This is a genomic window from Syntrophomonas wolfei subsp. methylbutyratica (genome assembly GCF_001570625.1).
GTDB classification, from domain to species: domain Bacteria; phylum Bacillota; class Syntrophomonadia; order Syntrophomonadales; family Syntrophomonadaceae; genus Syntrophomonas; species Syntrophomonas methylbutyratica.
The window spans coordinates 17,995-43,846 of sequence record NZ_BBQT01000004.1; the positions used below are offsets into that span (position 1 = coordinate 17,995).

Annotated in this window: 23 protein-coding genes and 1 pseudogene; 17 read left to right on the forward strand and 7 right to left on the reverse strand. The window is 45.9% G+C overall.

Going from position 1 to position 25,852, the window contains the following annotated elements:
• Nucleotide 1 precedes the first annotated feature (1 nt).
• Nucleotides 2–1,132, forward strand: coding sequence for a hypothetical protein (locus tag AWB54_RS04570; protein WP_061213440.1), 1,131 nt, complete (start codon nucleotides 2–4; stop codon nucleotides 1,130–1,132).
• A gap of 42 nt (nucleotides 1,133–1,174) precedes the next feature.
• Nucleotides 1,175–2,113: a thiamine pyrophosphate-dependent enzyme gene (locus tag AWB54_RS04575; protein WP_061213441.1), complete on the forward strand. Its 939-nt coding sequence runs from the start codon at nucleotides 1,175–1,177 to the stop codon at nucleotides 2,111–2,113.
• Nucleotides 2,114–2,443: 330 nt separating this feature from the next.
• Here the strand turns inward: AWB54_RS04575 and AWB54_RS04580 are convergent, their stop codons facing one another.
• The 3 genes and pseudogenes from AWB54_RS04580 to AWB54_RS16775 form a co-directional block, all read right to left on the reverse strand.
• Nucleotides 2,444–2,656, reverse strand: coding sequence for a hypothetical protein (locus tag AWB54_RS04580; RefSeq protein WP_061213442.1), 213 nt, complete (start codon nucleotides 2,654–2,656; stop codon nucleotides 2,444–2,446).
• Between the two features lie 130 nt (nucleotides 2,657–2,786).
• Entirely contained in the window at nucleotides 2,787–3,011 is a 225-nt protein-coding gene (locus AWB54_RS04585; RefSeq protein ID WP_061213443.1) for a hypothetical protein, read from the reverse strand.
• Nucleotides 3,012–3,140: 129 nt separating this feature from the next.
• Nucleotides 3,141–3,442, reverse strand: a pseudogene (locus tag AWB54_RS16775) (NHLP family bacteriocin export ABC transporter permease/ATPase subunit); the annotation flags it as partial.
• 194 nt (nucleotides 3,443–3,636) lie between these two features.
• On the opposite strand from AWB54_RS16775, the gene AWB54_RS04590 reads away from it, so the two are divergent.
• The 4 genes from AWB54_RS04590 to AWB54_RS04605 all read left to right on the forward strand — a co-directional run bounded on the left by AWB54_RS04590 (nucleotide 3,637) and on the right by AWB54_RS04605 (nucleotide 6,127).
• Complete coding sequence (locus tag AWB54_RS04590) at nucleotides 3,637–4,257, forward strand: TetR/AcrR family transcriptional regulator (protein ID WP_061213444.1); 621 nt, start codon at nucleotides 3,637–3,639, stop codon at nucleotides 4,255–4,257.
• A 1-nt stretch (nucleotide 4,258) separates the two neighbouring features.
• Complete coding sequence (locus AWB54_RS04595; RefSeq protein ID WP_061213445.1) at nucleotides 4,259–4,702, forward strand: DUF2087 domain-containing protein; 444 nt, start codon at nucleotides 4,259–4,261, stop codon at nucleotides 4,700–4,702.
• A gap of 54 nt (nucleotides 4,703–4,756) precedes the next feature.
• Complete coding sequence (locus AWB54_RS04600) at nucleotides 4,757–5,764, forward strand: alpha/beta hydrolase fold domain-containing protein (RefSeq protein ID WP_061213446.1); 1,008 nt, start codon at nucleotides 4,757–4,759, stop codon at nucleotides 5,762–5,764.
• Between the two features lie 102 nt (nucleotides 5,765–5,866).
• The gene (locus AWB54_RS04605; protein WP_082736024.1) at nucleotides 5,867–6,127 is read left to right on the forward strand and encodes a class I SAM-dependent RNA methyltransferase; all 261 of its coding nucleotides are present in this window, start codon (nucleotides 5,867–5,869) and stop codon (nucleotides 6,125–6,127) included.
• A 712-nt stretch (nucleotides 6,128–6,839) separates the two neighbouring features.
• Here AWB54_RS04605 and AWB54_RS04615 read toward each other — a convergent pair.
• The 4 genes from AWB54_RS04615 to AWB54_RS04630 all read right to left on the reverse strand — a co-directional run bounded on the left by AWB54_RS04615 (nucleotide 6,840) and on the right by AWB54_RS04630 (nucleotide 9,266).
• Nucleotides 6,840–7,262: a DUF7768 domain-containing protein gene (locus AWB54_RS04615; protein ID WP_061213449.1), complete on the reverse strand. Its 423-nt coding sequence runs from the start codon at nucleotides 7,260–7,262 to the stop codon at nucleotides 6,840–6,842.
• Nucleotides 7,246–7,536 (reverse strand): hypothetical protein, encoded by a 291-nt coding sequence (locus AWB54_RS04620; RefSeq protein ID WP_061213450.1) that lies wholly within the window; start codon nucleotides 7,534–7,536, stop codon nucleotides 7,246–7,248. The genes AWB54_RS04615 and AWB54_RS04620 overlap by 17 nt, the downstream gene beginning before the upstream one ends.
• Nucleotides 7,529–8,494: a phage antirepressor gene (locus tag AWB54_RS04625; protein ID WP_368664462.1), complete on the reverse strand. Its 966-nt coding sequence runs from the start codon at nucleotides 8,492–8,494 to the stop codon at nucleotides 7,529–7,531. The genes AWB54_RS04620 and AWB54_RS04625 overlap by 8 nt, the downstream gene beginning before the upstream one ends.
• Nucleotides 8,495–8,579: 85 nt before the next feature.
• The gene (locus tag AWB54_RS04630; RefSeq protein WP_061213451.1) at nucleotides 8,580–9,266 is read right to left on the reverse strand and encodes a sigma-70 RNA polymerase sigma factor region 4 domain-containing protein; all 687 of its coding nucleotides are present in this window, start codon (nucleotides 9,264–9,266) and stop codon (nucleotides 8,580–8,582) included.
• A 300-nt stretch (nucleotides 9,267–9,566) separates the two neighbouring features.
• On the opposite strand from AWB54_RS04630, the gene AWB54_RS04635 reads away from it, so the two are divergent.
• The 11 genes from AWB54_RS04635 to AWB54_RS04685 all read left to right on the forward strand — a co-directional run bounded on the left by AWB54_RS04635 (nucleotide 9,567) and on the right by AWB54_RS04685 (nucleotide 25,848).
• The gene (locus AWB54_RS04635) at nucleotides 9,567–10,499 is read left to right on the forward strand and encodes a hypothetical protein (protein ID WP_061213452.1); all 933 of its coding nucleotides are present in this window, start codon (nucleotides 9,567–9,569) and stop codon (nucleotides 10,497–10,499) included.
• Nucleotides 10,492–11,121, forward strand: a complete 630-nt coding sequence (locus AWB54_RS04640; RefSeq protein WP_061213453.1) for a hypothetical protein — start codon at nucleotides 10,492–10,494, stop codon at nucleotides 11,119–11,121. Before AWB54_RS04635 ends, AWB54_RS04640 begins: the two co-directional genes overlap by 8 nt.
• 49 nt (nucleotides 11,122–11,170) lie before the next feature.
• Nucleotides 11,171–11,371 (forward strand): helix-turn-helix domain-containing protein, encoded by a 201-nt coding sequence (locus tag AWB54_RS04645; protein WP_061213454.1) that lies wholly within the window; start codon nucleotides 11,171–11,173, stop codon nucleotides 11,369–11,371.
• Between the two features lie 29 nt (nucleotides 11,372–11,400).
• Nucleotides 11,401–14,631, forward strand: a complete 3,231-nt coding sequence (locus AWB54_RS04650; RefSeq protein WP_061213455.1) for a helicase-related protein — start codon at nucleotides 11,401–11,403, stop codon at nucleotides 14,629–14,631.
• 4 nt (nucleotides 14,632–14,635) lie between these two features.
• Nucleotides 14,636–15,247 carry a DUF4391 domain-containing protein gene (locus AWB54_RS04655; protein ID WP_061213456.1) on the forward strand — a complete coding sequence of 204 codons (612 nt, stop codon included), beginning with the start codon at nucleotides 14,636–14,638 and terminating at the stop codon, nucleotides 15,245–15,247.
• A gap of 2 nt (nucleotides 15,248–15,249) precedes the next feature.
• Nucleotides 15,250–16,194: a hypothetical protein gene (locus AWB54_RS04660; RefSeq protein WP_061213457.1), complete on the forward strand. Its 945-nt coding sequence runs from the start codon at nucleotides 15,250–15,252 to the stop codon at nucleotides 16,192–16,194.
• Complete coding sequence (locus AWB54_RS04665) at nucleotides 16,187–18,088, forward strand: site-specific DNA-methyltransferase (RefSeq protein WP_061213458.1); 1,902 nt, start codon at nucleotides 16,187–16,189, stop codon at nucleotides 18,086–18,088. Before AWB54_RS04660 ends, AWB54_RS04665 begins: the two co-directional genes overlap by 8 nt.
• A 34-nt stretch (nucleotides 18,089–18,122) precedes the next feature.
• Complete coding sequence (locus tag AWB54_RS04670; RefSeq protein ID WP_061213459.1) at nucleotides 18,123–21,146, forward strand: type III restriction-modification system endonuclease; 3,024 nt, start codon at nucleotides 18,123–18,125, stop codon at nucleotides 21,144–21,146.
• Between the two features lie 24 nt (nucleotides 21,147–21,170).
• The gene (locus AWB54_RS04675) at nucleotides 21,171–22,496 is read left to right on the forward strand and encodes a DUF2130 domain-containing protein (protein WP_061213460.1); all 1,326 of its coding nucleotides are present in this window, start codon (nucleotides 21,171–21,173) and stop codon (nucleotides 22,494–22,496) included.
• Nucleotides 22,483–24,774: an AAA family ATPase gene (locus AWB54_RS04680; protein WP_061213461.1), complete on the forward strand. Its 2,292-nt coding sequence runs from the start codon at nucleotides 22,483–22,485 to the stop codon at nucleotides 24,772–24,774. The genes AWB54_RS04675 and AWB54_RS04680 overlap by 14 nt, the downstream gene beginning before the upstream one ends.
• Before the next feature lie 165 nt (nucleotides 24,775–24,939).
• Nucleotides 24,940–25,848 carry a GIY-YIG nuclease family protein gene (locus AWB54_RS04685; protein WP_061213462.1) on the forward strand — a complete coding sequence of 303 codons (909 nt, stop codon included), beginning with the start codon at nucleotides 24,940–24,942 and terminating at the stop codon, nucleotides 25,846–25,848.
• Nucleotides 25,849–25,852: the final 4 nt, after the last annotated feature.

Here is a 25,852-nt window from a genome sequence, read left to right on the forward strand (position 1 = left end):
TATGAAAACAGCACAAGTTATTATGGATACCGGTGCCCATGCCGCCGCGCTGGCTGTTAAAAGCGCTCGGGTGGACGTAGTACCCGGCTACCCTATTACCCCTCAGACCAGTATTATGGAAGCGCTGGCCGCCATGGTGGAAAATGGCGAACTGCACGCCCGTTTCATCCCGGTGGAAGGCGAACACAGCTCCATGGCTGCTGCCGTAGCCGCATCCGCTGCCGGCGCCCGCGTTTTTACAGCCACTTCAGCCAACGGCCTGCTGTATATGCACGAAGTTTTACATATGGCTTCCGGTGGACGTTTGCCGGTGGTAATGTGCAATGTTAACCGCGGTATTTTTGCCCCCTGGACCCTGTGGGCTGATCATCAGGACTCAATGGCTCAGCGTGATACCGGCTGGATTCAATATCACTGCTCCTCCAATCAGGAGGTGTTCAACACTATTTTGCAAGCCTTCCGCGTGGCCGAACAGATCAATATCCCGGTGATGGTCAACTTTGACGGCTTTGCTATTTCCCATTGTCTGATGCCCCTCACCCTGCCGTCACAGGAGGATATCGACCGTTTCTTGCCCCCGTATGAACCGGAATGGCGGCTGGACCCGGCTCATCCCTCTTCCTTCAGCAATGTGACCAATGCACCCGAATACGCACCCTTTCGCCAGATGCTGTCCGATGATATCATGGCATCCATCCCGCTGGTAAAGCAGGCGGCACAGGAATACAAGGATATCACCGGCATGTGGGATGGTGACACCATCGATACCTATCGCTTGGAAGACGCCGAAGTAGTAGCCTTTGCCATCAACAGTATGGGAGCAGAATTAAGACTTTCCATTGATATCCTTCGCCAGCAGGGCATCAAAGCTGGTCTGCTCAGACCGCGTTTGTATCTGCCCTTCCCGGCTGAGGATATCATTACTGCACTGCCGCAAAATGCGCAGGTGATGGTACTGGATCGCAATTATAATTTCGGCCACCCCGGCGGTATTTTGGCTTCGGAGCTGAAAAGCGTACTCTTTGGCCGCCGCAATGACATCACGGTTAAGAACCGGGTAATGGGCATTGGCGGCATCGACCTGACCCGCCAATTCATGGCCGCCGAGATTCGCGCCATGATGGATGAATAAAAAGCATAAAAAAGCATAGACCAGGAAAGGAATGGATGAGATATGGCTACCAGTATTAAAAAATTACCGGATATTGAGCAGGTTTTAAGCGGCAACGGGGCCTGTGGCGGCTGCCCCGCTACCATGGGCTTGCGCATCGTAGGCAAGGCTCTGGGTTCAAACGCCATCATGCTGTTGACCCCTTCCTGTTCGGTAGCCAGCATGGGCATGACCCCCAGGCTGGGTTATAATTGGCCCTGCATTAATATTACATTTGCGTCCGCTGGCTCTTCAGCCTCCGGTATTACCCACGCGCTGGAAGTAATGCAGGAAAAGGGCCGCCTGCACGGCGAGCTGCCCACCGTATTCGCCTGGGTAGGCGATGGCGGCACCTATGACATTGGCTTCCAGGCCTTATCAGGCGCAGCCGAGCGCAACGATAATATAATTTTCTTTTGCTATAACAACGAAGCCTACAGCAACACCGGCGTGCAACGCAGCGGAGCCACCCCGCGCGGCAGCTTCACCACCACCACCCCTACCGGCAAGCGCCAGCCCAAGAAAAACATGGCCTTGCTGATGCTGGAGCATAATATTCCCTATGTAGCAACTGCTACCGTGGCTTACCCCGGCGACCTGTACGATAAGGTGGTAAAAGCCAAAAACATCCCGGGTATGAAATACATCGAAATTCAGGCCCCCTGCTATTTAGGCTGGCAGTTCGATATGCCTGAAACCGTGCAGATGAGCCGTATGGCTGTTCGCAGCGGTGCCTGGCTGTTATGGGAAGCGGAAAATGGCAAGATCAGCTTTAATAACCCCAGCTCGCTTATCATCAGCGGTAAAAAAGACGCTGCCCCGGTGGATGAATACTTAATGAAGCAGGGTCGCTTCAACCGCCTGCTTAAAGGTCCTGACGCCGAGAGCCGCATTGCCGAGATTCAAGGTGACATCGATCGCGAGATTGCTTTTATACGGGAAAGAGCGAAGATTACGATTTAGTTTAAATATACAAGGAGTGCACTTATCTTATTTGGACAAGGGGACAAAACAGGCGGAGGATTCTTATCCCCCGCCTCGTTGCAGCGGTGTGTTGAAACTGCTTCGCAGTTTCTTCTGATGCTTAAAGATTGCCCATACTCGTTTCTATTACCCTCTAAGCCAACCTTACTGATACTCCTCCTCAAACAATCTCCTCTGACATCCTTATTTTACTGTTTTACCAGGCCTTGTTCTGTTGATGCTTGTTTTTCCTTTTAGTATAAGAGTCATACTGTATTTTTATGGTGGGATACGCAACCGGTTTCTGATAAGGCTTCCCCATTATTTTGCTTAGGATTTTCTTTTCAGATGATCACATTGTGTGCAGACCTGATAATTACCATAGCCATTATAACAAGGGCATTCATTATTCATGAAACGTCTCAAAAAAAAGACTTCAAAGGTCTGGTTATCTGATACCTTATCGCAATAAAACCTCTCGTTTTCACCACGGCCCCCGGATACCTTATTGAGTTCTTGGTCTGAAATTTTAGACTTTTCCATTATTCATTCCTCCATTCTTAATCATACTCTAAACTCGCTGCATTGCTCAGTTTGGCCTTTTTGGCAAAGCTCGAATTAAACATCGGAGGAAACTTACAGGTATTTGTAGCACACCGCTGCCTATTCCTATTTACATAGGGCTTTGTACGTCCGCAGAAAATTCATTATGTCCTGGGTTGTTCTGAGTATGCTCCTGACGTGCTTGCTGCTCATTTGATGGAGAACAACGATGACTCCAGGTGCATCCTGGATATAAACATCTAAGTATGACCGTCACTAATGAATTACCGCGCCCGCCTTGCACAGCTTTAAGCTGCTCTTCCAATAGTAATTGATGGTTTAAATCTTTTTTCATATTGAATTACCCTCCTACCTCTTTATTTTTTTAAACCAGAAAAAGCTTTTGTTACCAAAAGTATACTTATATATATACGATGAACTTGAAAAAGTAGCTCAGGATGTAAAAAAATTTTGGTTGACAGCCCTAAAACAGCGTGGTCTTGCCCACAAATGAGTCATTATCCAGCCTCTGCCTCTCCACCAGTTCGGCGAAATAACCGTCCTTATGGAGCAGTTCGTCATAGCTGCCGTCTTCCTTGATTTTGCCGTTATCAAGGACTAAGATGCGATCACAATGACGAATGGTAGAAAGCCGGTGGGCTCGATCCGGGTGCTTTTCATAGAATCCAGGGCTTCTGACACCTGTTTCTGGGTGATATTATCCAGGGCCGAAGTGGCTTCATCAAACATCAAAATCCGGGGTTTGGGCACAATCGCCCGGGTGGGTTCTAATTGCCTGCCCTCGTTGCATCGGTGTGTTGAAACTGCTCCGCATTTTCTTCCGACGCTTAAAGAGAGAATCATGAAATTCTTTGCTTGCAAAAATCAGGAGAACGAGATAAACTAACGAGGGACAGAGTTATACATAGTATAAACATAGAATATGCACAACGCGGGACAATGTTTAATGGAGGTTGAGAATGAACACTAAAAAAAGGGCTGTCGGAAACCGGGTGGAAAGAAAAAAGGAAAAAACCAGGCAGAAGATTATTTCCATATCTATGAACCTGTTTAGAGAGCAGGGATTTGACAGCACAAGTATGGAGCAGATAGCCAGGGAGGTTGATATTGCCAAAGGAACTCTATATAATTATTTTCCCGTCAAGGAAGCAATACTTAGCGAATACATTCAGCGTTCTTTTGAGGATAGAAGAGCTGAACGAATTTTACAGTTGCGAAAGCTACCTGATACCAGGACGCGAATGATTTGGATTCTAAGCGAGTTAATAGCAGGGGTACGGGCACAAAAGGATGTTTTTGAAAAATATCTTGTTTACCAGATACAAAATATGATTTCCCTGCACCGAGACGCGGGGGTGAAAAGCGGTATTAAACTGCTGGCCAGGGAAATTATTGTACTGGGACAGGAAAACGAGGAAATCCGGCAGGATATACCCTTGGATATACTGCTTGCACTATTTGAGTTTGCTTTTATTGAAGTGGCTCAGGAGTTTTACATGAAGCCGGAATCTTTTGATGCCCAGGTAGCTATTGAGTACATTGTTGATCTTTTCATGAATGGAGCTAGGGGAGGAATATGATATGGTAAATAAAAAAATAATTTCCCAGGAGCATTTTATAAAACGTTTGCTTAATATATTTTTGCGAAGCGGCCTATCCGAATTTCCCAGTGATTATACTAATTTGCATGTTCTGCTCAAAAGTGCAATTCTAACTTTAGATAAAACAGCCATCTTCAGCGAGAAAGAGATTAACCAGAATCTTGATTATTGGATAAGTAATATAAGTAACCTTACTCCAATGAGAGATATTGATCATGTTACATTGCGACGTATGTTAGTAGATGCTGGGTATTTAACCCGGAATAGGGATGGTTCTTGCTATCAGGTATCTTTATCGGGAGATGGACAGCCGGTATTTGATGATGCGATTGAGCAAGTTGATGTTATTGCCGTAATTAAATCCGGCCGTGAAGAAATCGCCAGAAGAAAAAGAGAATATATGGAGAAGTTAAATTCGCCATAGAAAACGCTTGGAACGCTTTGGATAATGCTTGAATAAGGGCGGGGTGAATATAAAATGCTTAGTTTACGGGCGCGTATGATAAAGTTATTGATGCAAAACCGCAATTTGTTCCGATTGCGTATGAAAAAGGAAAATGTTGATTGGAATGACTATGAGGCTATCCTGCGTTTTCGCCGGGATGTTGAAGAGGGTGCTGGTAAGTTTGGCAAACTACCGGAACCGGAAGGGATCATGGTTTCCCCGGTAGACATTGATAATATGCCGGCGGAATGGATCTTTTACACCGCTGCGCAGAAAGATAGAGGTATATTGTATTTTCATGGCGGGGGATACGTAACCGGTACATGCCAGTCACACCGGGCGATTGTCGCTAAGTTCGTGAAAAATAGCGGGGTTGCCGCATTGCTGTTTGAGTATCGCCTGGCTCCGGAACATCGCTTTCCGGCTGCGTTGGATGATGCACTGGCAGCCTATAGTTGGTTGTTGGATCAAGGTATGGGCAATTCTAACATTGTGTTTGTTGGAGATTCGGCTGGAGGAGGCCTGGTATTAGCTGCATTATTAGCTCTGCGGGACCAGGGCATGCCTCTTCCGGCAGCAGCAGTGTCCTATTCTCCGGTAACTGATTTCAAGTGCAGCGGTGAGTCTTATAGAACTAAAGCCAGGGTATGTCTGGCTCCTGCGGGCCTGGCCAGTGCCTGCGCCAGGCATTACGCCGGAGATAACGATTTGGGCTTGCCTTATATATCGCCGCTTTATGGGGAACTTCAAGGACTTCCGCCGCTTCTGATTTATGTGGGAGAGGATGAAACTCTAAGGGATGATTCCATTCGTTTTGCTCAAAAAGCGGAAGCTGCGGGGATTCAGAGTATCGCCAAGATCGCTACCGTGGTTGAACCGTTCCTATCAATGCCGGAGCCCTGGCATTATCGCAACAAGGTCACCTGGCATATGGCCGCAACGGGGAAGCAGGAGCCTGTTCTCGGCTTCTTTCGTGAGGCTAGCCGTCAGCTAGTTCCCATTTCCCACTGCTGGCTTATCCCAGAAAAGCGGAACGGGTGATTGGGGTGGAGAGCTATGAACCGGCTATTCATGATGCTCGTAGTAATGCTATAGAAGCTGGCATATACAATGTAGAGTTCATACGCGGTCTGTGAAAGAGCAGTGGTACGGATAGATGAGCCTATTGATGTGATAGTGCTTGATCCCCCGCGAAGTGGTTGTAAAAAAGAACTGATTCAGGCCTGCAGCAGGATATCGCCCCGGGAAATCGTTTATGTCTCCTGCAACCCTGCCACCCTGCCCCGTGACCTGGCCCTCTTTGGCCAGTTTGGATACCGCCCCCTTCTTATTCAACCCATTGACATATTCCCCCGGACTTATCACGTTGAGACGGTGGTATGGATGTCAAGGGTAAAAGATTAAGCGAGCTGAAAGCCCTTATATATCAAGGCTTTTAGCACACATGGGTGTGAAACTCATTGAGCGAAAAACATGAAAATAGCGCTTCGCGGAAACAAGTCCATAAGGGCGGTATTTGATAGTCAAGTGGTCAGGTTAGATGTCATAGCCCCGCGAGTGGTCGGGTTAGATGTCAGGGGTCGCGAGTGGTCAGGTTAGATGTTTTTTCGGAAGTTTTTGGGGTTGTGTGGTCTGGTTGGATGTGCGCATAAAATAGGTTGTTAGTGAAACTCAGAAAAATGTTGCAACAATCTTACATAGTAGTATCTCGGAAACTCAACAGCTGAGTAGGGATAAGTTGGAAAAACCAACAGACAAAGCTCTTTGACAACTTCACATAGCTAAAATAAGCAAAAGGAAAAGAATAGCTACCAGAAAAAGGCAGCAGGAAAGTAGCCGGCGTTTCAAAGGTTTTTAAAACCCGGGAAAACTAACAGCCTGCAGTTTTTGGGAACATGTTATTAGGCTGCTTTCGAGATAGTCTTAATACCAACCTCCGAAAGAATAGAAGGCTTCAATAAAGCAACTTGAGCATCCAAGTGCTGGTTTAGAGCCGCTAGAGTTGCCTGCCAAAACCACCGTTTTTTGCTGCGGCAACGGGCATTCTCAATCTTGTAATCAACCAGGATTCTTTTGAAGGTACCGTTTTGAAAGACGGCTGTCGCCATATGCGATTTTAAGTTCCATATTCCAGCACCTCACATTTGTGGTTGTAGTACTTGATAGGTATACCGCGCTTTTTTGCCTTAGCGATTTCGCGGGACATACCATCAGATGGCTTACCGAAAACCCATAGCTCATCGCATTTGCCAAGCAGGACAAGGGCAAAGAACATCCCCAATTCTCGCTGCTCTCTGTCATCATCATCCATGAACTGCGGGTAGTGGAGGTGGGGCGCAATCGGGATACACCCCTTGGAAACAGCAAAGCGGCAATATCCTCTTGCCCGTTCTATGTTTCTTTCCGTGTCTCCTGCGAAAGGTGAAGCGAGGTAAACAAGCGGACGATAAGTTTTCATCGGGGCTTCTGATTTAGCAACCGCCGTCAATGCTTCATAGGCGGTCGGGTCGGGATAACCCTCGCTATTGTACTTGTCCATCTGGCACCTCCCTTTGGTAATACTGCTCTACGAGCGAACGCAGCCAGTCGATTTCTTCATCAAGGCGGGCGTTTACCGATTCGTACATAGCGTTCTCAGCTTCAAGCGCGGCAAGCTGTTTTGACCGTTCTGCGCTTTTGTCCGCGCTGATAAACAGGAGTGAGAAGAAGCATGTCAGCCCAATCCACATCAATACCCACGGGAGCGCTGACCAGACTACTTTGCCAACCTTCTTCAGAGCCGTTTTGATGGTTTGCTTTTTCTCATTATTCATTATTGTTTACCCCTTTCCCAAGGAAGAGATTGATAAAAAACTGCTGTCCCTTGCCTGTGACCTTTGTGGTCTTACTGATAGTGACATGGCCGTCTGAATGAGTGATGGCGGTTTCCTTGACCCGGAAAAGCCCCAGCTCCATCGCCCTTTGGGTCGGTGCGTTATAATCTGTCCCTTTGCGCTTGATGAGGTAGCCGTCCTGACGAAGTTTTTCAAACAGACGGTTCTGGCCGATTTCGATACCGTTGCCTTTGAGGATTTTTGCCAACTCACCAATGAGGATGGTTCCGTCGGAGACAGACACCGCATCGGCGAAGATAACCTTTGGTTTATTCTCGGTGGCTTCCAGTTGCAGACGTTCCTTGGCAGCGCGCTCCTCCTTAAGGGCGGTCAGCACTTTAATCCAAGAGTCAGGGTTGTTCATCAACTCTTCTAATTTGGCGGGAGTGACATACGCGCCATGCCTGCGGATGGTGGGAAGCACCTCATGGGTTACCCAGCGTTTGAACTTTTTGGCTTCGGGTTTGCGGGATAACAAAATAATGCTGTAAAGCCCGCTTTCAGTAACTGCGATCATTTCCTGTCGTCCACCAAGGGTGTCCACTAATACCGGCTCTCTTTCATCGTCGTCTAATCGTGCTGCTGCGTCGCGATATTTCTCAATCCCGAGAATGCCGCACACATCCTTAAGCACCCAGAGAATTTCACTACCCTTTTGGACAGTCCTGACTTCGTTCCCCTCATAGGAGAACACTTGTAATCCGTTCATATTGAACCTCCTGAAAAGTTTTTTTCGAGAGGCAACAACCCCTCTACTGCCTACAGACAGGAGGGGTTGCTTTGCGTACCGACATTTAATCTTTTTTATAAAATGAGCAATCGAACCCATGCCTGCAAGTTCTTCATCCAGCTCGGCATCACGCATTTTCGCGTTCCTTTCATTTGCTTCTGTTTGCATTTTCTTACCTCCGTTTCCGAGAAGCTTTGCCGCCCCTCTACCGTCTACAGACAGAAGAGGGGCGGTTGCGTACCACGGAGAGTGGTTACTCGAAAAACTTCTTCAGGGCTTCGTCATTTCGCAGAATGTCAAGGATACGGCGTACATGAACGGTAATGCTGCGTGATGATTTAAAACCATACTTGGGCGCTAATTCACGCACGGTTTGTTCAAGGATAACCCGGTCTTTTATAAGTTCAAGGTCTCCTTGGGTGAGAGTAGCAAGGGCGGCGTGGAGTGTGTCTAATACAGCCTTTTGTTCTAAAATTTCTGTGATATCAGTAGGGTCAGAAGGCTCGTAAAATGTATCCGATCCATCAGAATCGTTACCCAATGGCTTATCAAGTTCAACGGTTCGGCTCGTGCGGGACTTACATGTCTCACATTTCTGATCGCATTTGCTTGTGCCTTTCCATACGCATTGGAATTTACGCTCCTGGTACTTTTGCTCTCGCCAGATAGAGCGCATGTTGTCCCGTGCAAGGTCTTCACCAATCTGATTACAGGGAAGGCGGACAACAAGGCCGGATTCTTCATCGACATAGCAGCGTTGTTGAAATGGGTTTTCGGGTTCTTCGGTACGGGCAAGACAAACGAAACGAGAAACTTCGGTGTGGGTTTTTCCATCGTCCGATAAGGTGTAGTAAGCCATCGGCTCACCGAATTTCGTGCGGAGCGGAATGGGGGTAGGTTTAAAAGATTTGTTTTGACTTTGATTTGCTTGTTTTTTCATCAGATTTCCTCCTGTGATTTGAATTGCGTGAGCAATCGCAGGGAGGAAATATGGAAGTTTTGTACAGATTCACACTGTTATCATTGTTTTTCGGATTGGTGCGTGATATAATGGTTTAACAGTGTTTAGTGCGGGTTGTTAAATTTGGCTTTTGCACCTTCGCCACCGTACAAGAGCAACAAAAAATGCCCCTGCGATTTCTCACAAGGACATAAAATGGTTCGCCGAGTTCGCCAACCATACTTCGTAGAGTTGGTTAGAGTTCGCCGAGTTAGTTTTTTTGAAAAGCGGTGAAAATATATGGCAAAAATAGTTAAGCAGCGCCTTTGCGGCGGCACTTTCTTTACATTGTTTTTACGTGCAAGAAAGCCCCTACGTGGAGCAAATGAATATTATGCGGGGAATCCGGAGCCCTATTCCGAACCCATAGCTCTGTTCGCCTTATCTAAGGTGATCGTTCCTGACTGGCAGAACATATTTGTATTCGCTGACAGCACAGTTAGCGGCAATACTTCACAATATAAGACCTGTAAAAATGAAGGAGGCTCAATATATCCTTTTGGTGACGATGCGGCACTGACTGCATTCAATGCGCGGGTAAAAGAAAATTATTTCTCCGCATTAGCCGAAATGTGCAAGGTAATAGAATTGCTCGTTGATACAGGCAGCATGAGAAAAGATGAGCGATTGGTTAAAGAACTTTTAGCCCTGATTGAAGTTGATGATTCCATTAATGATAGTCAACCTTTCTTTGCTTTGGAAAGTGGTGATGCAATAACAAAATCCGATATTCTCAAAGCAACAAGTGTTTGCCTGCAATCATTTTTATTAGGTGTTTGGCATTTTGCAGTAACCCGTTCAGAAAAGAATACTTTTGGCAAGGAAACAATCAATTTATGGTGTCCTTCAACCGGAGGGGGAAAGCGTGAATATAAAGGAAACCTTGCAAACCTTATTACAAGGAATATTACGCTAAACTACTTTGAAGGCTTTGGAGAAAGTGTCGATGCCGAAATTGTTGATGAGCCATTTGTGGACGAGCCTATGATAAATGATGAAATTCCTAACGAGGAACAATCGACAGAAAAAGAACCTGCCGCATCGAATTTGACGCAGCAGGTTATAAACAACAATCCAACATTTTTTAACTTCAACGTATCTGGCAATAACAACAATTTCTATAATCATGTAGATACAGTAAATATTAAGAATGGAGGACAGAAAGATGAGTGAAAAACCAAAACTAATCTCAACGGCTGTCCTTCCATCGACAGGCGCATCGGCAAATATAAACCTACCCGGTGATGGGAACACGCTGATTGCTCACGCGAATGCGGTGAATATGAAAAGCGTGTATATTCCTGTAGTTCAGACAAGTGGGGTCGCGCTCCCGACAAGACGCACTGTAAATGAAGATTATTATAGCCTTTTCGTTATTGGTGATGAATTGTTCACCGGAGGCCATTTTATGGTACCGAAGGAATGTGCTTTGACCGAGAGTATAGCACCCGAATTAAAAGCCAAATACGCCAAATTAGATATGGGTGCCATTACAGCAATAAAAACCTTCCCAGCTATATTCGCAAGCAGAAATCATCAATATTGTCGTGCAGGTGAAAATCAAGATGCCTATCTCGGATTTGTTGATGAAGTAGTAGTTCAAGATAACGGCATCAAGGTGTGTTTTCATTTGCTGTACGCCATTTCGCAGCGCCGACTCAATGAGCTTGCTTGTGAACTCTCTATCGATAGCGCTTCGGCATTCAATGAATTTGATCGTACACATTGGACGATAAAACAGATAAATCTAATTGAGAAGCTGCGCAAAGCAGATGTAATAAACACTCTGTTTTAAGAGTTGTAACCACAACAAAACGAGATATATACATTATGGAGGTTTTAACATGAGCAACGAGATTGATAAAAATATAACCGAAAAATGGGTGAATCTTGAGGATATCGCCGAGTATCTCAGTGTAAGCAAGGACACTGTCCGCACGTGGATGCGGGAAGGTAAACTCCCCGTTAATAAAGCCGGGAAACGCTATAAGTTTAAAATCTCCGAAGTCGACGAGTGGGTACGCAAGGGCAAAATCAAGGAGTAAATCGAATGAAATTCTAAGGAGTCAATAATATGCAAATGCCAGAAATGCTTGATAATGTGAATAAAACGGTTAAGGACGACTTGACCGTTTCGATAAACAAGGGCGACAAGCTGTCCATAGCGGCTGCATGTTTCTCCATATATGCGTACCAAGCCCTCAAGAAACAGCTTGATGGCATCGATGAGTTGCGTTTTATTTTCACCTCCCCGACTTTCCTGCATGAGAAGGCGCCCAAGGAAAAACGAGAGTTCTATATCCCACGTCTTAACCGTGAGCGTTCACTCTACGGCACGGAGTTTGAAGTGAAGCTTCGTAATGAATTGACACAAAAGGCAATTGCCCGCGAGTGTTCCGAATGGATTCGTAAGAAGGTAAAGTTCCGTTCCAACCTCACAGGCGGGAACATCAGTGGTTTTATGAATGTTGAAGGAAATGAGTGCACGACCTATATGCCACTACATGGGTTCACCACTTCCGACATCGGTTGCGAGCGTGGGAACAATATCATTAATCCGGTTAATAAGATGTTTGCGCCGCTCTCCGGCGAGTATATCCGTATGTTTAATCAAATTTGGAACGACAAGAGCCTGATGCAAGATGTGACTGAGCAGGTCATCGACGGTATCACTGCGGCCTATAACGAAAACGCACCAGAGTTTATTTACTTTGTGGCAATATACAATATCTTCAATGAGTTCTTGGAGGATATCTCCGAGGACGTTTTACCCAATGAAGCGACGGGATTTAAAGAAAGTAAAATCTGGAATATGTTATATGCATTCCAAAAGGACGCCGTACTTGCGATCATCAACAAACTTGAATCATATAACGGATGTATCCTTGCAGACAGCGTAGGGCTTGGTAAAACATTTACCGCCCTTGCTGTCGTTAAGTATTATGAAAATCGCAACCGCTCCGTGCTTGTTTTGTGCCCTAAGAAGTTGTCGGATAACTGGAATACATATAAAGACAACTATGTGAACAACCCAATAGCTGCCGACCGCTTGCGATATGATGTGCTATATCATACGGACCTTTCAAGGGATCGCGGAAAATCCAACGGACTTGATTTGGACAGGCTTAACTGGGGAAATTATGACCTTGTGGTAATCGATGAGTCCCATAACTTCAGAAACGGCGGTGAAGTATATGGAGAAGACCGCCGCGAGAATCGCTACCTTCGTTTGATGAACCGTGTTATACGCACGGGCGTAAAGACGAAGGTTTTGATGCTTTCGGCTACCCCAGTCAACAACCGTTTTACCGATCTTCGCCACCAGCTTGAGCTTTCTTACGAGGGTAACCCGAACCTTATCAATGAAAAACTCGGTATAAAGCGCACCATAGATGAAATTTTCAGAAGCGCACAGAAGCAATTCAACCAATGGAATAAGCAGGAAGAGGACGAAAGAACTACGACCTCGCTGTTGAAGTCGCTTGACTTTGACTTTTTTGAAGTGTTGGACAGCGTGACCATCGCTCGCTCCCGTAAACATATAGAAAAATATTACAATATGAAGGAGATCGGCTCATTTCCCGAACGATTAAAGCCCATCTCTTTACGACCGCGCCTGACCGATTTAGAAAGCGCAATAAACTACAGCGAAATTTATGAGCAACTAATGAAATTGAATCTCTCGGTGTATATCCCCACCGATTACATATTCCCAAGTATGCTCCACAAATATGTTGATACCTCCCGCAACATCAACCGCGCAGGGCGTGAGATGGGTATACGCCGTTTGATGAGCATAAACCTCATGAAACGCCTCGAAAGCTCAGTGGAGTCCTTTCGGCTCACTGTTGGGCGAGTTAAGCAATTAATCGATAGCACAATTGCCGAAATAGATGCCTACACAAGTGGCGGCTATTCTGTTATCGACGGACGGGAACTCACAGGCGACGCGGACTTCGACGATGATGATCGCAATACGGAGTATTTTGCCGCCGAACACAGCATAAAGATTGACCTTGGCGACATGGATTATAAAACATGGCGAGACAGGCTTTCAGAAGACAGCGAGGAGCTTGCCTTGCTGAAAATGTTGATTGATGATATCACACCAAAACACGACACAAAGCTCCAGACGCTTTTCGGACTTATCGAAGGCAAACTGATGAACCCGATTAACGATGGCAACCGAAGAATCCTGATATTCTCAGCGTTCTCAGATACGGCAGAATATCTGTATCACCATGTTAGTTCATTCGTGAAGTCTAAATTTGGGCTTGATACGGCTATGATTACAGGAAGTGTTGATGGCAAAACCACGATAAAAGGACAGCGGGCTTCTATGAACGAGGTGCTGACCTTGTTCTCCCCGATTTCAAAGGACAAAAACCTTTTGATGCCAAACAACACCTCTGACATTTCGGTGCTGATTGCCACAGACTGTATTTCGGAAGGACAGAACCTACAAGACTGCGACTATTGCGTCAACTACGATATTCACTGGAACCCCGTCCGTATCATTCAGCGTTTCGGGCGGATTGACCGTATCGGCAGCCGCAATGAGGTAATTCAACTTGTGAACTTCTGGCCGGATGTGGATTTGGACGAATACCTCTTCCTTAAAGGTAGAGTGGAAACAAGGATGCGGATTTCTGTCATGACCGCAACCGGTGACGACGACCTTATCAACGCCGAGGAAAAAGGCGACCTTGAATACCGCAAAGCGCAACTCAAACGACTCCAAGAGGAAGTTGTGGATATTGAAGATATGCAGTCTGGCATCTCCATTATGGATTTAGGGTTGAACGAGTTCCGACTCGATCTGCTTGAATATGTAAAAAACAACGGAGACATGGATAAAGTTCCTTTTGGGCTTCACGCGGTTGTCCCCGCTTCGGAGGATTGTCCGCCGGGAATCGTGTTCGTTTTGAAGAACCGCAACAACAGCGTGAACATTGATATGCAGAACCGCCTCCACCCGTTTTACATGGTGTACATAGGAACGGACGGTGAAGTCATTTGCGACCATCTTTCCCCAAAGGAACTCCTTGACAAGTTCCGCTCTCTTTGCAGGGGCAAAACCGAACCAACGATGGAAGCCTGCCAAGACTTCAATAAAGAGACGAAAGACGGGCGAGATATGTGCGGCGTGTCCACGTTGTTGTCGGATGCAATCAACTCAATCATTGAAGTAAAAGAGGAAAGCGATATCGATAGCTTGTTCAGCCCGGGCGGTACATCTGCCCTGAATACCAGTATCAGCGGGCTGGATGATTTTGAATTGATTTGCTTCCTTGTGGTGAGGTGACGAGATGTTAGGATTGCCACGCTCAACGCAGGTAAACCGCCGTGTTGCAAAAGAGAAGCTTTATCAAAACGCAGCTCTTGCGCCCCAAACGCGTGAGATGATAAAGGATCAGATAGATTCAGTCTTCTGGCGAAACAAGCTTGCAGATAGCACGATGGCGATCAGTGCAGGCGAAACAGTTGCGGAAATTCAGATATTTGAAATTCAGCTTCGCCAACGGGAACTCGACAAGCGGGTTCTGCCCGCCATTGCCAAAGCAATACCGTATAAAATCCTGTTTATTCTCGTGTTCGGCGACGAGGCACAGTTGTGGATTGAAGCATCCGGCACGTTCTACAACACCGACTGGCAGCCGCTTGGTGGTTTTACGTTGAAGTTCGAGGGGTTAAATCTGGATGCTCTATATGAAAACTTAGTGAGGCAGATTTCTGGCGGTCGGCTCGGAACGGACGGCGATATTGAAGAAGCCGTAGACCGTGATAAAAAGCGGCAAAAACTCGAACGGGACATTGCCGCTTTGGAGAAAAAACTACTGCGTGAAAAGCAGTTTAATAAACAAGTTGAGTTGAACGGCGAATTGAAGCGGCTATGTGCCAAATTGGAAAGGATGGGGTGAATATGAAATTTACTTTTACTGCAAAAACATATCCTGCAAGTCAGGATTTTCTCAAAATAATCGAAGGCGGCGAAGCCTATCCTTTGGATACCTTTATTGAGAAGCACAAAGCCGAGGCTGTTTCGCCTTTGGATGCTGTCTTGGATAATTGCCAAATTGAATATCGTGGCGAAGTCAAAAATTACAAGGATTATATAAGCGAATATCTCGCTTTTACGGAACGGATGCGCTTTTTCGAGTTTAACTCTTTCAAAACATGGCCTGAAAAAGATGATAGGAACGCCGTCCATTTTGTTAAAAAGGCAAAAGAGTGCCTTGAAATCGCACGGTTTTTCACAATGAAGAGTGCCGAGTGGTTTGAGTCAAATGAGGGACTTAACTGGAATACTGGATATACGCCCCAGTTTCTATTTCGCTGTATTTACTTTGGAACGGCGGCAACATGGTATGCGAACTGCTACGACCACATTTTGCAAATCGTATACTGGAGTTTAAAACTCTATACTGCTACAAAAGACAGAGACGATAAGCCGTATGACTCGACGTGGGATGATAAAAAGATTATTTCACTTTGTGTGTTTGACCTTGTTGTTGCTGAATTAAAAGCCCGTGGTTACAAGGACATTCGAAAAATGCTGAAAACGTGCAGCGCACAAATTGATGAAGTTCGGCAATGGTCAAACTACACCAAGCATAAGGGTGGACTTGATTACAAGTACATCGAGGCAGACGACCCATTTATGGTTTTTATCCAAAAGGACGGTGGAGAAAAAGAACAGATAAAGAGCTTTGAACCGCCCATCGAAATAGATATTGATGCTGAAATGCACAAACTGGCTGAGGCTCACGAAAACTTGTTCAACTGCTTAAGTGCCGTTGTTAGTGAAATTGATTTTAACAGCCGAGCCTTACAATTTATGAAAACGGAGGAACCCGCTCATGAATAAACCTAAATTTGAAACACCGAATCTCACCGCCGAGAATGTGGCGAAAATAGCCGAACTTTTTCCCGGTGTGGTTACCGAGGGGAAGGTTAATTTTGACCTACTGCGCTCCATGCTGGGTGATGAGGTATACGGCGATGAAGCCTATGAGTTTACATGGGTGGGAAAGCGCGCAGCTATTGCCGAAGCTGGGCGTCCGATTCGTAAGACCCTCCGCCCCTGCGTGGAGGAAAGCAAGGACTGGGACATGACCGAGAACCTATACATAGAGGGCGACAATCTTGATGTGCTGAAATTGCTGCAAGAAAGCTACCTCGGCAAGGTGAAAATGGTGTATATCGACCCGCCGTACAACACGGGGAGCGACAGTTTTGTTTATAACGATGATAACGGTATGGATGCTGAAGAATATGACGATGGTATTGATGCCTATGATGATGAAGGCAATATTAACTTTCGCGCTAACCTAAAAACAAATCCACGATTTCATTCAGGTTGGTGCAGTATGATTTACTCTCGCCTTGTGTTGACGAGGAATTTGCTCTCAAAGGATGGTGTAATTTTCATTAGCATTGATGATGGTGAAGTTGCACAATTGCGAAAGTTGTGCGATGAGGTGTTTGGAGAAGAAAACTTCATTGCCATTATTAGTCGCGTTGCGAAAACCACATCATTCAGAGGAAACTACTTTGCGCCAAGCAAGGATTATCTGCTTTGTTTCGCAAAAAGCATATATGATCTACCGGGATTTTCTGACGAAGTCGACAGTTCACAGTTTAAAAAAATCGAAACGGTCGGTGAACGTAAAGGCGAATACTATAGGGATGATATTGCATTTTATTTATCAACTTTAGAAACACGTCCCAATCAAAGATACTTTATTGAATGCCCTGATGGGGAAAAGGTTATCCCACCCGGCACTACTTTCCCTCCTGAAAAGCCAGTTGATGGCGATGGTGTTTGGCGTTGGAGCCTTGATAATTTCGAACTAAAAAAGCACCTAATAGTGTTCAAGGAGTCTACACGCTCTCCGCTTATAAACGAGCAGGGCAAACCCGCTCGTTGGAATCTTTACACAAAAAGTTACTTATCTGACAAACAAGAAAGTGGCAACCTTCCAAGAGACTTATTTGATAAGTTTCTTAACCGAAACGGGAGCGAAGATCTCAAGAGACTCGACATTCCGTTTGATTTCCCAAAACCAGTAAATCTGATTAAGCATTTACTCAAAATCCTCAACGACGAAAAAGATGGAATAATACTTGATTTCTTCTCTGGCTCTGCTACCACTGCTCATGCTGTTATGCAACTTAATGCTGAAGATGGTGGAAAGCGTAAATTTATCATGGTGCAATTACCCGAAGTGTGCGCTGACGGGACAAAAGCTGCGAAGGCGGGATACAAAAACATTTGCGAAATCGGCAAAGAACGCATCCGTCGTGCCGGGGATAAAATCAAAGCTGAAGCGGGCTTGACCGCGCTGAATCTCGATATCGGCTTCCGTGTCCTCAAGCTCGACGACACCAACATGAAAGATGTGTATTATGCTGCAGGCGACTATACACAAGACATGATTGCCCTGATGGAGAGCAATATCAAGCCCGACCGCACCGATTTGGATTTGCTTTATGGTTGCCTGCTCGATTGGGGATTGCCGCTGTCCATGCCCCACACACACGAGAAAATCGATGGCTTCACTATCCATACCTACAATGACGGCGATTTGATAGCCTGCTTCGAGGAACGTATTAGTGAAAAGGCAATCCGTGAGATCGCAAGCCGCAAGCCTCTGCGTGCCGTATTCCGCGACAGTAGCTTCAACAGTTCACCTGAAAAAATAAACGTGTTTGAAATTTTCAAGCTTCTTGCACCGAACACGAATGTGAGGGTGATATGATGAAAAATAAAGTAGAATACGGAGGTGCTGGCAAATGAAACTACAATTCCGGCATCAGCCTTTTCAAGCAGATGCGGCAAAAGCGGTCTGCGACGTGTTCGCAGGTCAGCCGTTTCGCACCCCAACCTATATGATAGATTCCGGCCTGGGTCAGCTTTCGCTATCGCAAACACATGATTATACAGGCTTCAGCAACGCACCTATTGTTGTTTCTGATGACAAAATTTTGGAGCATATCCGCACCACTCAGCGGCAAAGTGGTATAAAACCGTCCGATTCACTTGTAGGCCGTTTTAACCTGACCATTGAGATGGAAACAGGTGTCGGCAAAACCTATACATATATCAAGACCATGTACGAGCTTAACAAGCGGTACGGCTGGAGCAAATTTATCATAGTTGTACCAAGCGTAGCTATTCGTGAGGGTGTTTATAAGTCTTTCCAGATGACGGAGGAGCATTTTGCCGAGGATTACGGAAAGAAAATCCGCTACTTCATTTATAATTCCTCGCAACTCACCGAGATTGACCGTTTTGCTTCTGATAGTGCAATTAACGTGATGATTATCAACAGCCAAGCGTTTAACGCAAGAGGCAAGGACGCCCGGCGTATTTACATGAAGCTTGATGAGTTTCGTTCCCGACGTCCGATTGATATCATCGCCAAAACAAATCCGATAATGATTATCGATGAGCCGCAGTCGGTGGAAGGTAAGGCTACCAAAGAGCGATTGAAAGAATTCGCTCCCCTTGTCACGCTTCGATATTCTGCGACCCACAAAGCTGACAGCCTGTACAATATGATTTACCGCTTGGATGCGATCGAGGCCTATAACAAACGGCTCGTAAAAAAGATAGCCGTCAAGGGTATTTCGGTTTCCGGTAGCACCGCTACGGAAGGCTATGTTTATGTGCAGAGTATTAACCTTTCAAAGGGCAACCCCACAGCGACAATCGAATTTGACATAAAGAATAAGACCGGGTTCAGCCCAAAAACACGGGTAGTAACCGAAGGTTATAGCCTGTTCGATAACTCCGGAGAGCTTGCCGAATATAAGGACGGCTATACCGTTTTGCGAATTGACGGCAGAGATTCTTCCGTTGAATTTACAAACGGTAAGAAGCTGTTTGCCGGGGATGTTATTGGCGCGGTTAGTGAGGAGCAGTTGCGCCGTATTCAGATACGGGAAACCATCCTGTCCCATATCGAGCGGGAGCGGCAGTTATTTGCTAAAGGCGTGAAGGTTTTATCGCTTTTCTTTATTGATGAAGTGGCAAAGTACAAGCAGTATGACGCTTCAGGCAACGCACAAGGCGGCACCTATGCTGAGATTTTCGAGGAGGAGTACAAAGCCATCGTCGGCAGTATGCAGCTTGCCTTAACTGACACGACGGAGTATCTTACGTATCTTGACGGTATTGAGGCCGAGCGGACACACGCTGGTTACTTTTCCATTGATAAGAAAAGTGGTCGTATGGTAGATAGCAAACTCGGAGATAAAAAAGAACGCACCTCCGACGACGCGGATGCCTATGACCTCATCATGAAGGACAAGGAACGCCTGCTTGACCGCCGAGAGCCTGTGCGGTTTATCTTTTCCCACTCTGCCTTGCGCGAGGGCTGGGATAACCCGAATGTGTTTCAGATCTGCACCTTAAAACAAAGCGGAAGCGATGTACGTAAACGTCAGGAAGTCGGGCGCGGGCTTCGCCTGGCCGTAAATCAAGGCGGCGAACGCATGGACGAAACCCTCCTATCTCGCGAGGAAGTCCACAATATCAATGTACTAACGGTTATCGCAAACGAAAGCTACGACAGCTTCGCCAAGAGATTGCAAAGTGAAATTGCCGAAGCGGTCGCCGACCGTCCGCGTAAGGTGGAAGCAAAGCTGTTCACAGAAAAGTTTGGTGAGGATACAGCACTTGCTATATATGAGAGCTTAATAGAAAACGGTTATGTGAAGCGAGGCGAACTAACCGAGAAATATTACGAGGATAAGAAAAACGGCACTATAGAAGTACCTGAAGAAGCAGCCGGACAAACTGCTGATGTCATAGCCGTACTGGATTCCGTTTACGACCCGAATGCCAATAAGCCTGAAAACGCCCGCAAAAACACCGTCGAGGTTATGCTTGATAAGGGAAAATTGGATAGCAAGGCATTTCAAGAACTATGGTCACGCATTAACCACAAAAGCTACTATGTCGTAGGATTTGATGAAGATGAATTGGTGGAAAAAGCTGTAAAGGAACTGAATGCCAGACTGCGCGTTTCGAAGATTTATTTCAAGGTTGAGACGGGCGAACAGGCAAAGAATATTGACTCCAAGGAACAGCTTGAGTACGGAGAAGCCTTTGTTCGAAAGGATATGGTGCGCGAGGAAGCGGCTTCATTCATGGCGATGCGGGCAAGTTCGTCCGTCCATTACGATCTTGTTGGAAAAATCGTAGCAGAAACGGGACTAACCAGAAAAGCCGTGACAAAGATTCTGGTCAGGCTCGAAAAAGTAATCTTTGACCAGTTTGGAGACAACCCCGAAGAGTATATTATCCGCGCTTCCAACATCATCAACGAGCAGAAAGCCACAGCAATTATCGAACACATAACCTACGATAAGCTGACCGCCGCTTTTGGTACTGATATATTCACCGAACCCGATCTTAAAAAAGGTAGCCTTGGTGTGAACGCCATGGAGGCAAAGCGCCATCTATACGATTATGTTATTTACGATTCAACCAACGAGCGTGATTTCGCTTCCGCGTTAGAAGCGCACAGCCAAGAAGTAGAAGTCTATGTCAAGTTGCCACGCGGATTCTATATCAACACCCCTGTGGGCAAGTATAACCCCGACTGGGCGATTGCGTTCTATGAAGGTAAAGTGAAGCACATTTATTTTGTTGCTGAAACGAAAGGTGATATGTCCTCGATGGAACTCCGCAAAATCGAGGAAGCCAAAGCACACTGCGCCCGTGAGCATTTCCGTGCTATCAGCGGCGATAACGTGAAATATGATGTAGTTGACAGCTATGACAAGCTGTGGGAGCTGGTACAGGGATAAAAATAGTCTGAGGAGAGAGAAAATATGGGTGGGGCCACTATTATATGTCCGAATTGCAAAAAGTCTTTTGAAATATCTGATGCCATACAGCACCAGATTGAGGATGAGTTGCTTCGAGCAAAAACTGAGCAGTCGGAGACACTCCGCAAGAAGTATGATGCCGCTGCCGAGATAAAGTTAAAGCAAGCCGTGGAAAATGCTATATCCGAGGCGCAACAGGCGGCACAGCTTCAAATTGAACGGGAGCGGCAGACTGCTAAACTTGAACTGGACAAGGCTCGCCAAACCACTGAACTTGAAGTTGAAAAGGCAAAGCGGACCACCGAACTGGAAACCGAGCGTCTGCGCCGTGAAGCTACCGCTTCCAAGGAAAGCGAGAAGCAGCTCCGCAAGCAGTTATCGGATTTGCTCGAAGAACTCTCCAAGGCAAATAAGGCGCGTGAGGATGCAGAACTCACTGCCCGCAAGGAACTGCTCGAAAAGGAAAAAGGTATACGTGCCGAGGCGGCGCAAAAAGCTTCCGAGGACTTCAACACAAAAATCCGCGAGCAGGAGGAAACCATCAACCGGTTACGTGAGCAATTAACCACAGCTAAACAGGTGGCGGAGCAAGGTTCACAGCAGTTACAGGGCGAAATCCTCGAGCTGGATATCGAAAATGCCCTCCGCAGCGGTTTCCCGTTCGATACAGTCGAGGAAGTCAAGAAGGGCGAACGCGGTTCGGACATTCGGCAAGTGGTCAATGAGCAGTTTTATATGAACTGCGGCTTGATTCTTTGGGAATGCAAAAATGCCAAGACCTATCAGGCAAGCTGGCTCGGAAAGCTGAAAGATGAAATTGCATCAGAAAAAGCTCAAATGGGAGTTATTGTGTTCAATCCCACTGACGGAGGAGGCGATGACTTCAAACAGCTTGCTGATAATATCTGGCTTGTGAAGCCGCGCTATGTGATAATGCTCGCCACGTTATTGCGGGAAGCAATCGTCAAGGTCTTTGCAGCCAATCGCGCTGCTGAAGGCAAAGATGTGAAGGTTGAACTGATATACAACTATCTGACCGGCGGCGAGTTTAGTAACCGGATTCGTTATATCCTTGAGTCCTACGATGAGATGGCAAAGCAGCTCGACACAGAGAAGAAGCAAGCCCAGAAACGCTGGGCAGCACAGGAAAAAATCCTGCAAAAGGTCACAAATAGTCTCTATGGTATGAGCGGCGACCTCCAAGGCATAGCTGGCAGAGAGATAATTGCGCTGCCTGCCCTCGGGGATGACGTCGAAGAAGTTTTATCTATAAAGCCGCGTATATCGGAGCCGCGAAAACGAACGGAGGATATAGATGATGAATACTAAAATAACTTCCGCAATCGAAAAACTTATGCTAAACGCTGCGACTTTTCACGGCATTCCGGTTGAGCCCACACTTATCAACTTCTTTTATGGAAACAACGGCACGGGAAAATCCACAATAGCGAGGGCTGTCCATGCCAATGAGGGTTTGTCTTGGCAAGCGGGAAAATCCGCAGATGACTACTCCGTGCTTGTCTATAATCAGGAGTTTGTCGAAGCGAATTTCCGTGACTACGGCAAACTCAAGGGCGTATTCACAGTTGGCGAGCAGAACATCAAGATTCAAGCTGACATAGCTGAAAAAAACATTCAGCGGGCTGAGCAGGAAAAGCTAAATGGCGAAAATAGCATAGCAAAGGACCGCAAGGAGTCGGCACGAAACACCTTGCTCGACGACTTTCAAGGAACCTGTTGGGATAAAACGAAAGCCATCCGAGACGGATTTGACGCTACGCAGAGCGGCTTTAAGCGGAAGGCTCAGTTTGCCGAGAAAGTATTGCAAATAGGAAATCCTGCTCAGCATGATATAGGAGAATTAAGAACTCTGTATGAAACGGCATTTGACCCAAAAGCTGCTACATATAAGGAGTTTCAGCCTACTGGAGGCACGGAAAGATTAAAAGGGTCACCCGGCAACGAACTGCTTAATAAATCCATCACGAGCAGTAGTGACACACCCTTTGCCGGTTTCATCAAAGCGATTAGAGCCACGGACTGGGTGCGCCAAGGGCATGAACATTTCGCCGAAACATCAGAAGGAAAATGCCCTTATTGCCAGCAGGAATTACCCGACGATTTTGAAAAACAAATCGCTGACTGTTTTGATGGCCAGTATCAAGAGGATATTAATGCCCTTCGGCAATTTCAAGAGGACTACGTAAGCGATATGCAAGGCTTCCTTGATGTGCTTAACGGCAATCTCCAGGATGCTTTCCCGAAACTTGATCTTACTGAATATAAGACGAAACTCGCGCTCTTGGAGAAGACAATTGAAATCAACATCCAACGGATAACTGACAAGTTGAAAGAGCCGTCTTCAGTTGTCACACTTGAAAACGTCAAAACGCTGCGTGATGAAATAAACGTCCTAATCGAGGGTTTTAATAAACAGATTCAAGCAAACAACGACATTGTCGGTGCGAAGCGTCAGAAGCAAGCCGAGTGCACCAAGAAAGTCTGGGAACTTATTGCTTTTACACTTCAAAGTGATGTTTCGACCTATAGAGTACGGCGCAAGACCTTTGACGACGAGATTACTGCATTGATTAAGCTGGTCGATGACGGTGCTAAGGCATCACGAGCTTTAGGAAATGAAATTGCAGAACTTAACAAACGAGTGGTTAGTACCGCCCCCACCATCAAAAGCATAAACGATTTACTTCGAGATTCGGGTTTCCAGGGCTTCACCCTGCGGGAAAAGCGAGGTCAGCAAAATGTCTACGAGGTTGTGCGCCAAGACGGGACAGTTGCGGATAAGCTAAGTGAGGGCGAGAGGAATTTCATTGCGTTCCTGTACTTCTATCACCTCGTTCGCGGAAGTCATACCGATGCTGATGTTAGCAAGGATAAAATTGTCGTAATAGACGACCCCGTTTCCAGTATGGATAGCTGCGTCCTATTCATCGTCAGCACCTTGGTGCGGGAGATGGTAGGTGTCTGCTTTAACAACGCTGAATATCGTGAACAGGAACGTGAGGTTCAGGGCGACTATATAAAGCAGATTTTTATCTTGACCCACAACGTCTATTTCCATAGGGAGATAACCTATAACCAAGCATCCCGCTATCATTGCGTATCGTTCTATGTGGTAAATAAAGCGAGTAACAATTCCACGATTAAGCATTGTGTCCGACAATGTATATCTAAACCTACCGAACAAGAAAACTTCAACCCTGTCCAAAATTCCTACGCTGCCCTCTGGGGTGAGTACAGAGAAGTGGATACAGCTATTCCGCTAATGAACGTAATACGCCGCATTTTGGAATATTACTTCAGGCAACTTTGTGGCTACGACGGTGTGAATATCCGCAAGAGGGTTCTTGATGAACATAGAGATAAGTTCGTGGAAACGCCAGCCGAAGGGTTACCCGACTACACGAAGTACCACCTCGCTACGGCTATGTTGTCTTATATCAATGCCAATTCCGTAGGGTTTAGCGATGGTTTGAATTATGTTGACGATTGCACTGACATCACGTTGTACAAGGATGTGTTCAAATTAATTTTTGAAGCCTTGGAGCAGGAACAACATTACAAAATGATGATGGGCGAAGAGCAATAAGGACATCTTGCCCGTTGAACAGTTACCTGACTTGATGAACTTCCGGACACTGCCTTATGAGATAGGTTGAAAACTCTATTTGAGAAATATTTCCGAGTCGGTGGATTTGCTACATATACAGACTAATGCAACATCGGATTAATGATTATGGAGGATATAAACACTATGGCCGGTAAAAATATGAATTATTTTCTTATGGACAGCACCCCAAATGGGCGCATCAAGTGTACACTTGCCAATTGGACAGGGGTTGCCTATAAGATTCCACGGGTAAAGCTTGTGGACTGCAAAAATATTGATTACCTAAAACAGAGTGGTGTTTACTTTCTTTTTAGTAAAGGAGATGGTGACAAGCCATTAGTTTATGTCGGTCAATCTGGAACTCGAAAAAATGGAGAAGGAATTTTGAACCGTTTGAAAGAGCATCACGCCTCCCCGAAACTGGGGCTTGAAGATTGGTATGAAGCAATCGCCTTTACGACTTCAAATAATATTTTTGGTGCAACGGAGATTAGCTGGCTTGAAAATCGATTCTTTGCACTTGCATTAACTGCCAATCGTTACGAAGCTAAGAACGGAAATGAACCAAATGCCGGAAATGTCACAGAAGAAAAAGAGAGCGAACTTGAAGAGTATGTAGACTATGCCAAAATCGTAATGGGAGTTCTTGGACATTTGGTATTCGAGCCCTTAGTTCAAAATCGTGCAATGCAGAATGCAGCGTGTAAAGAGAGCGATGACTACCTTGAATTCTCTATGGAGCAAAAAATGCAGAATAGTGGAATGACAGTAAACGCAAAATGCAAACGCTCGAGTGAAGGATATATAGTTTTACAAGGCAGTGTTATCAATTCTAAAACTAATGAAAAAACTTGCTCAGGGGTAGCAAAAAAGGCTCGGGTCAGTGCAAAGGTAGATGAAAACAATGTGCTCTTAGAGGATGTGCTATTTTCATCACCATCGGCTGCTTCTATGTTTGTAACGGGTGCAAGTTCAAACGGATATACTGCTTGGAAAACGGCTGATGGCAAAACTTTAAAGGATGTTGAGACAAGTGAGGCGGATGAATTATAAAAAA

Coding starts and splice junctions, on each gene's coding strand:
- AWB54_RS04675 (WP_061213460.1), top strand. CDS start 21,171: ATGGGTGGGGCCACTATTATATGTCCGAATTGCAAAAAGTCTTTTGAA.
- AWB54_RS04570 (WP_061213440.1), top strand. CDS start 2: ATGAAAACAGCACAAGTTATTATGGATACCGGTGCCCATGCCGCCGCG.
- AWB54_RS04655 (WP_061213456.1), top strand. CDS start 14,636: ATGTTAGGATTGCCACGCTCAACGCAGGTAAACCGCCGTGTTGCAAAA.
- AWB54_RS04620 (WP_061213450.1), bottom strand. CDS start 7,536: ATGAATAATGAGAAAAAGCAAACCATCAAAACGGCTCTGAAGAAGGTT.
- AWB54_RS04615 (WP_061213449.1), bottom strand. CDS start 7,262: ATGGACAAGTACAATAGCGAGGGTTATCCCGACCCGACCGCCTATGAA.
- AWB54_RS04670 (WP_061213459.1), top strand. CDS start 18,123: ATGAAACTACAATTCCGGCATCAGCCTTTTCAAGCAGATGCGGCAAAA.
- AWB54_RS04685 (WP_061213462.1), top strand. CDS start 24,940: ATGGCCGGTAAAAATATGAATTATTTTCTTATGGACAGCACCCCAAAT.
- AWB54_RS04600 (WP_061213446.1), top strand. CDS start 4,757: ATGCTTAGTTTACGGGCGCGTATGATAAAGTTATTGATGCAAAACCGC.
- AWB54_RS04590 (WP_061213444.1), top strand. CDS start 3,637: ATGAACACTAAAAAAAGGGCTGTCGGAAACCGGGTGGAAAGAAAAAAG.
- AWB54_RS04595 (WP_061213445.1), top strand. CDS start 4,259: ATGGTAAATAAAAAAATAATTTCCCAGGAGCATTTTATAAAACGTTTG.
- AWB54_RS04630 (WP_061213451.1), bottom strand. CDS start 9,266: ATGAAAAAACAAGCAAATCAAAGTCAAAACAAATCTTTTAAACCTACC.
- AWB54_RS04580 (WP_061213442.1), bottom strand. CDS start 2,656: ATGGAAAAGTCTAAAATTTCAGACCAAGAACTCAATAAGGTATCCGGG.
- AWB54_RS04650 (WP_061213455.1), top strand. CDS start 11,401: ATGCAAATGCCAGAAATGCTTGATAATGTGAATAAAACGGTTAAGGAC.
- AWB54_RS04680 (WP_061213461.1), top strand. CDS start 22,483: ATGATGAATACTAAAATAACTTCCGCAATCGAAAAACTTATGCTAAAC.
- AWB54_RS04665 (WP_061213458.1), top strand. CDS start 16,187: ATGAATAAACCTAAATTTGAAACACCGAATCTCACCGCCGAGAATGTG.
- AWB54_RS04640 (WP_061213453.1), top strand. CDS start 10,492: ATGAGTGAAAAACCAAAACTAATCTCAACGGCTGTCCTTCCATCGACA.
- AWB54_RS04660 (WP_061213457.1), top strand. CDS start 15,250: ATGAAATTTACTTTTACTGCAAAAACATATCCTGCAAGTCAGGATTTT.
- AWB54_RS04635 (WP_061213452.1), top strand. CDS start 9,567: ATGGCAAAAATAGTTAAGCAGCGCCTTTGCGGCGGCACTTTCTTTACA.
- AWB54_RS04645 (WP_061213454.1), top strand. CDS start 11,171: ATGAGCAACGAGATTGATAAAAATATAACCGAAAAATGGGTGAATCTT.
- AWB54_RS04585 (WP_061213443.1), bottom strand. CDS start 3,011: ATGAAAAAAGATTTAAACCATCAATTACTATTGGAAGAGCAGCTTAAA.
- AWB54_RS04575 (WP_061213441.1), top strand. CDS start 1,175: ATGGCTACCAGTATTAAAAAATTACCGGATATTGAGCAGGTTTTAAGC.
- AWB54_RS04625 (WP_368664462.1), bottom strand. CDS start 8,494: ATGCAAACAGAAGCAAATGAAAGGAACGCGAAAATGCGTGATGCCGAG.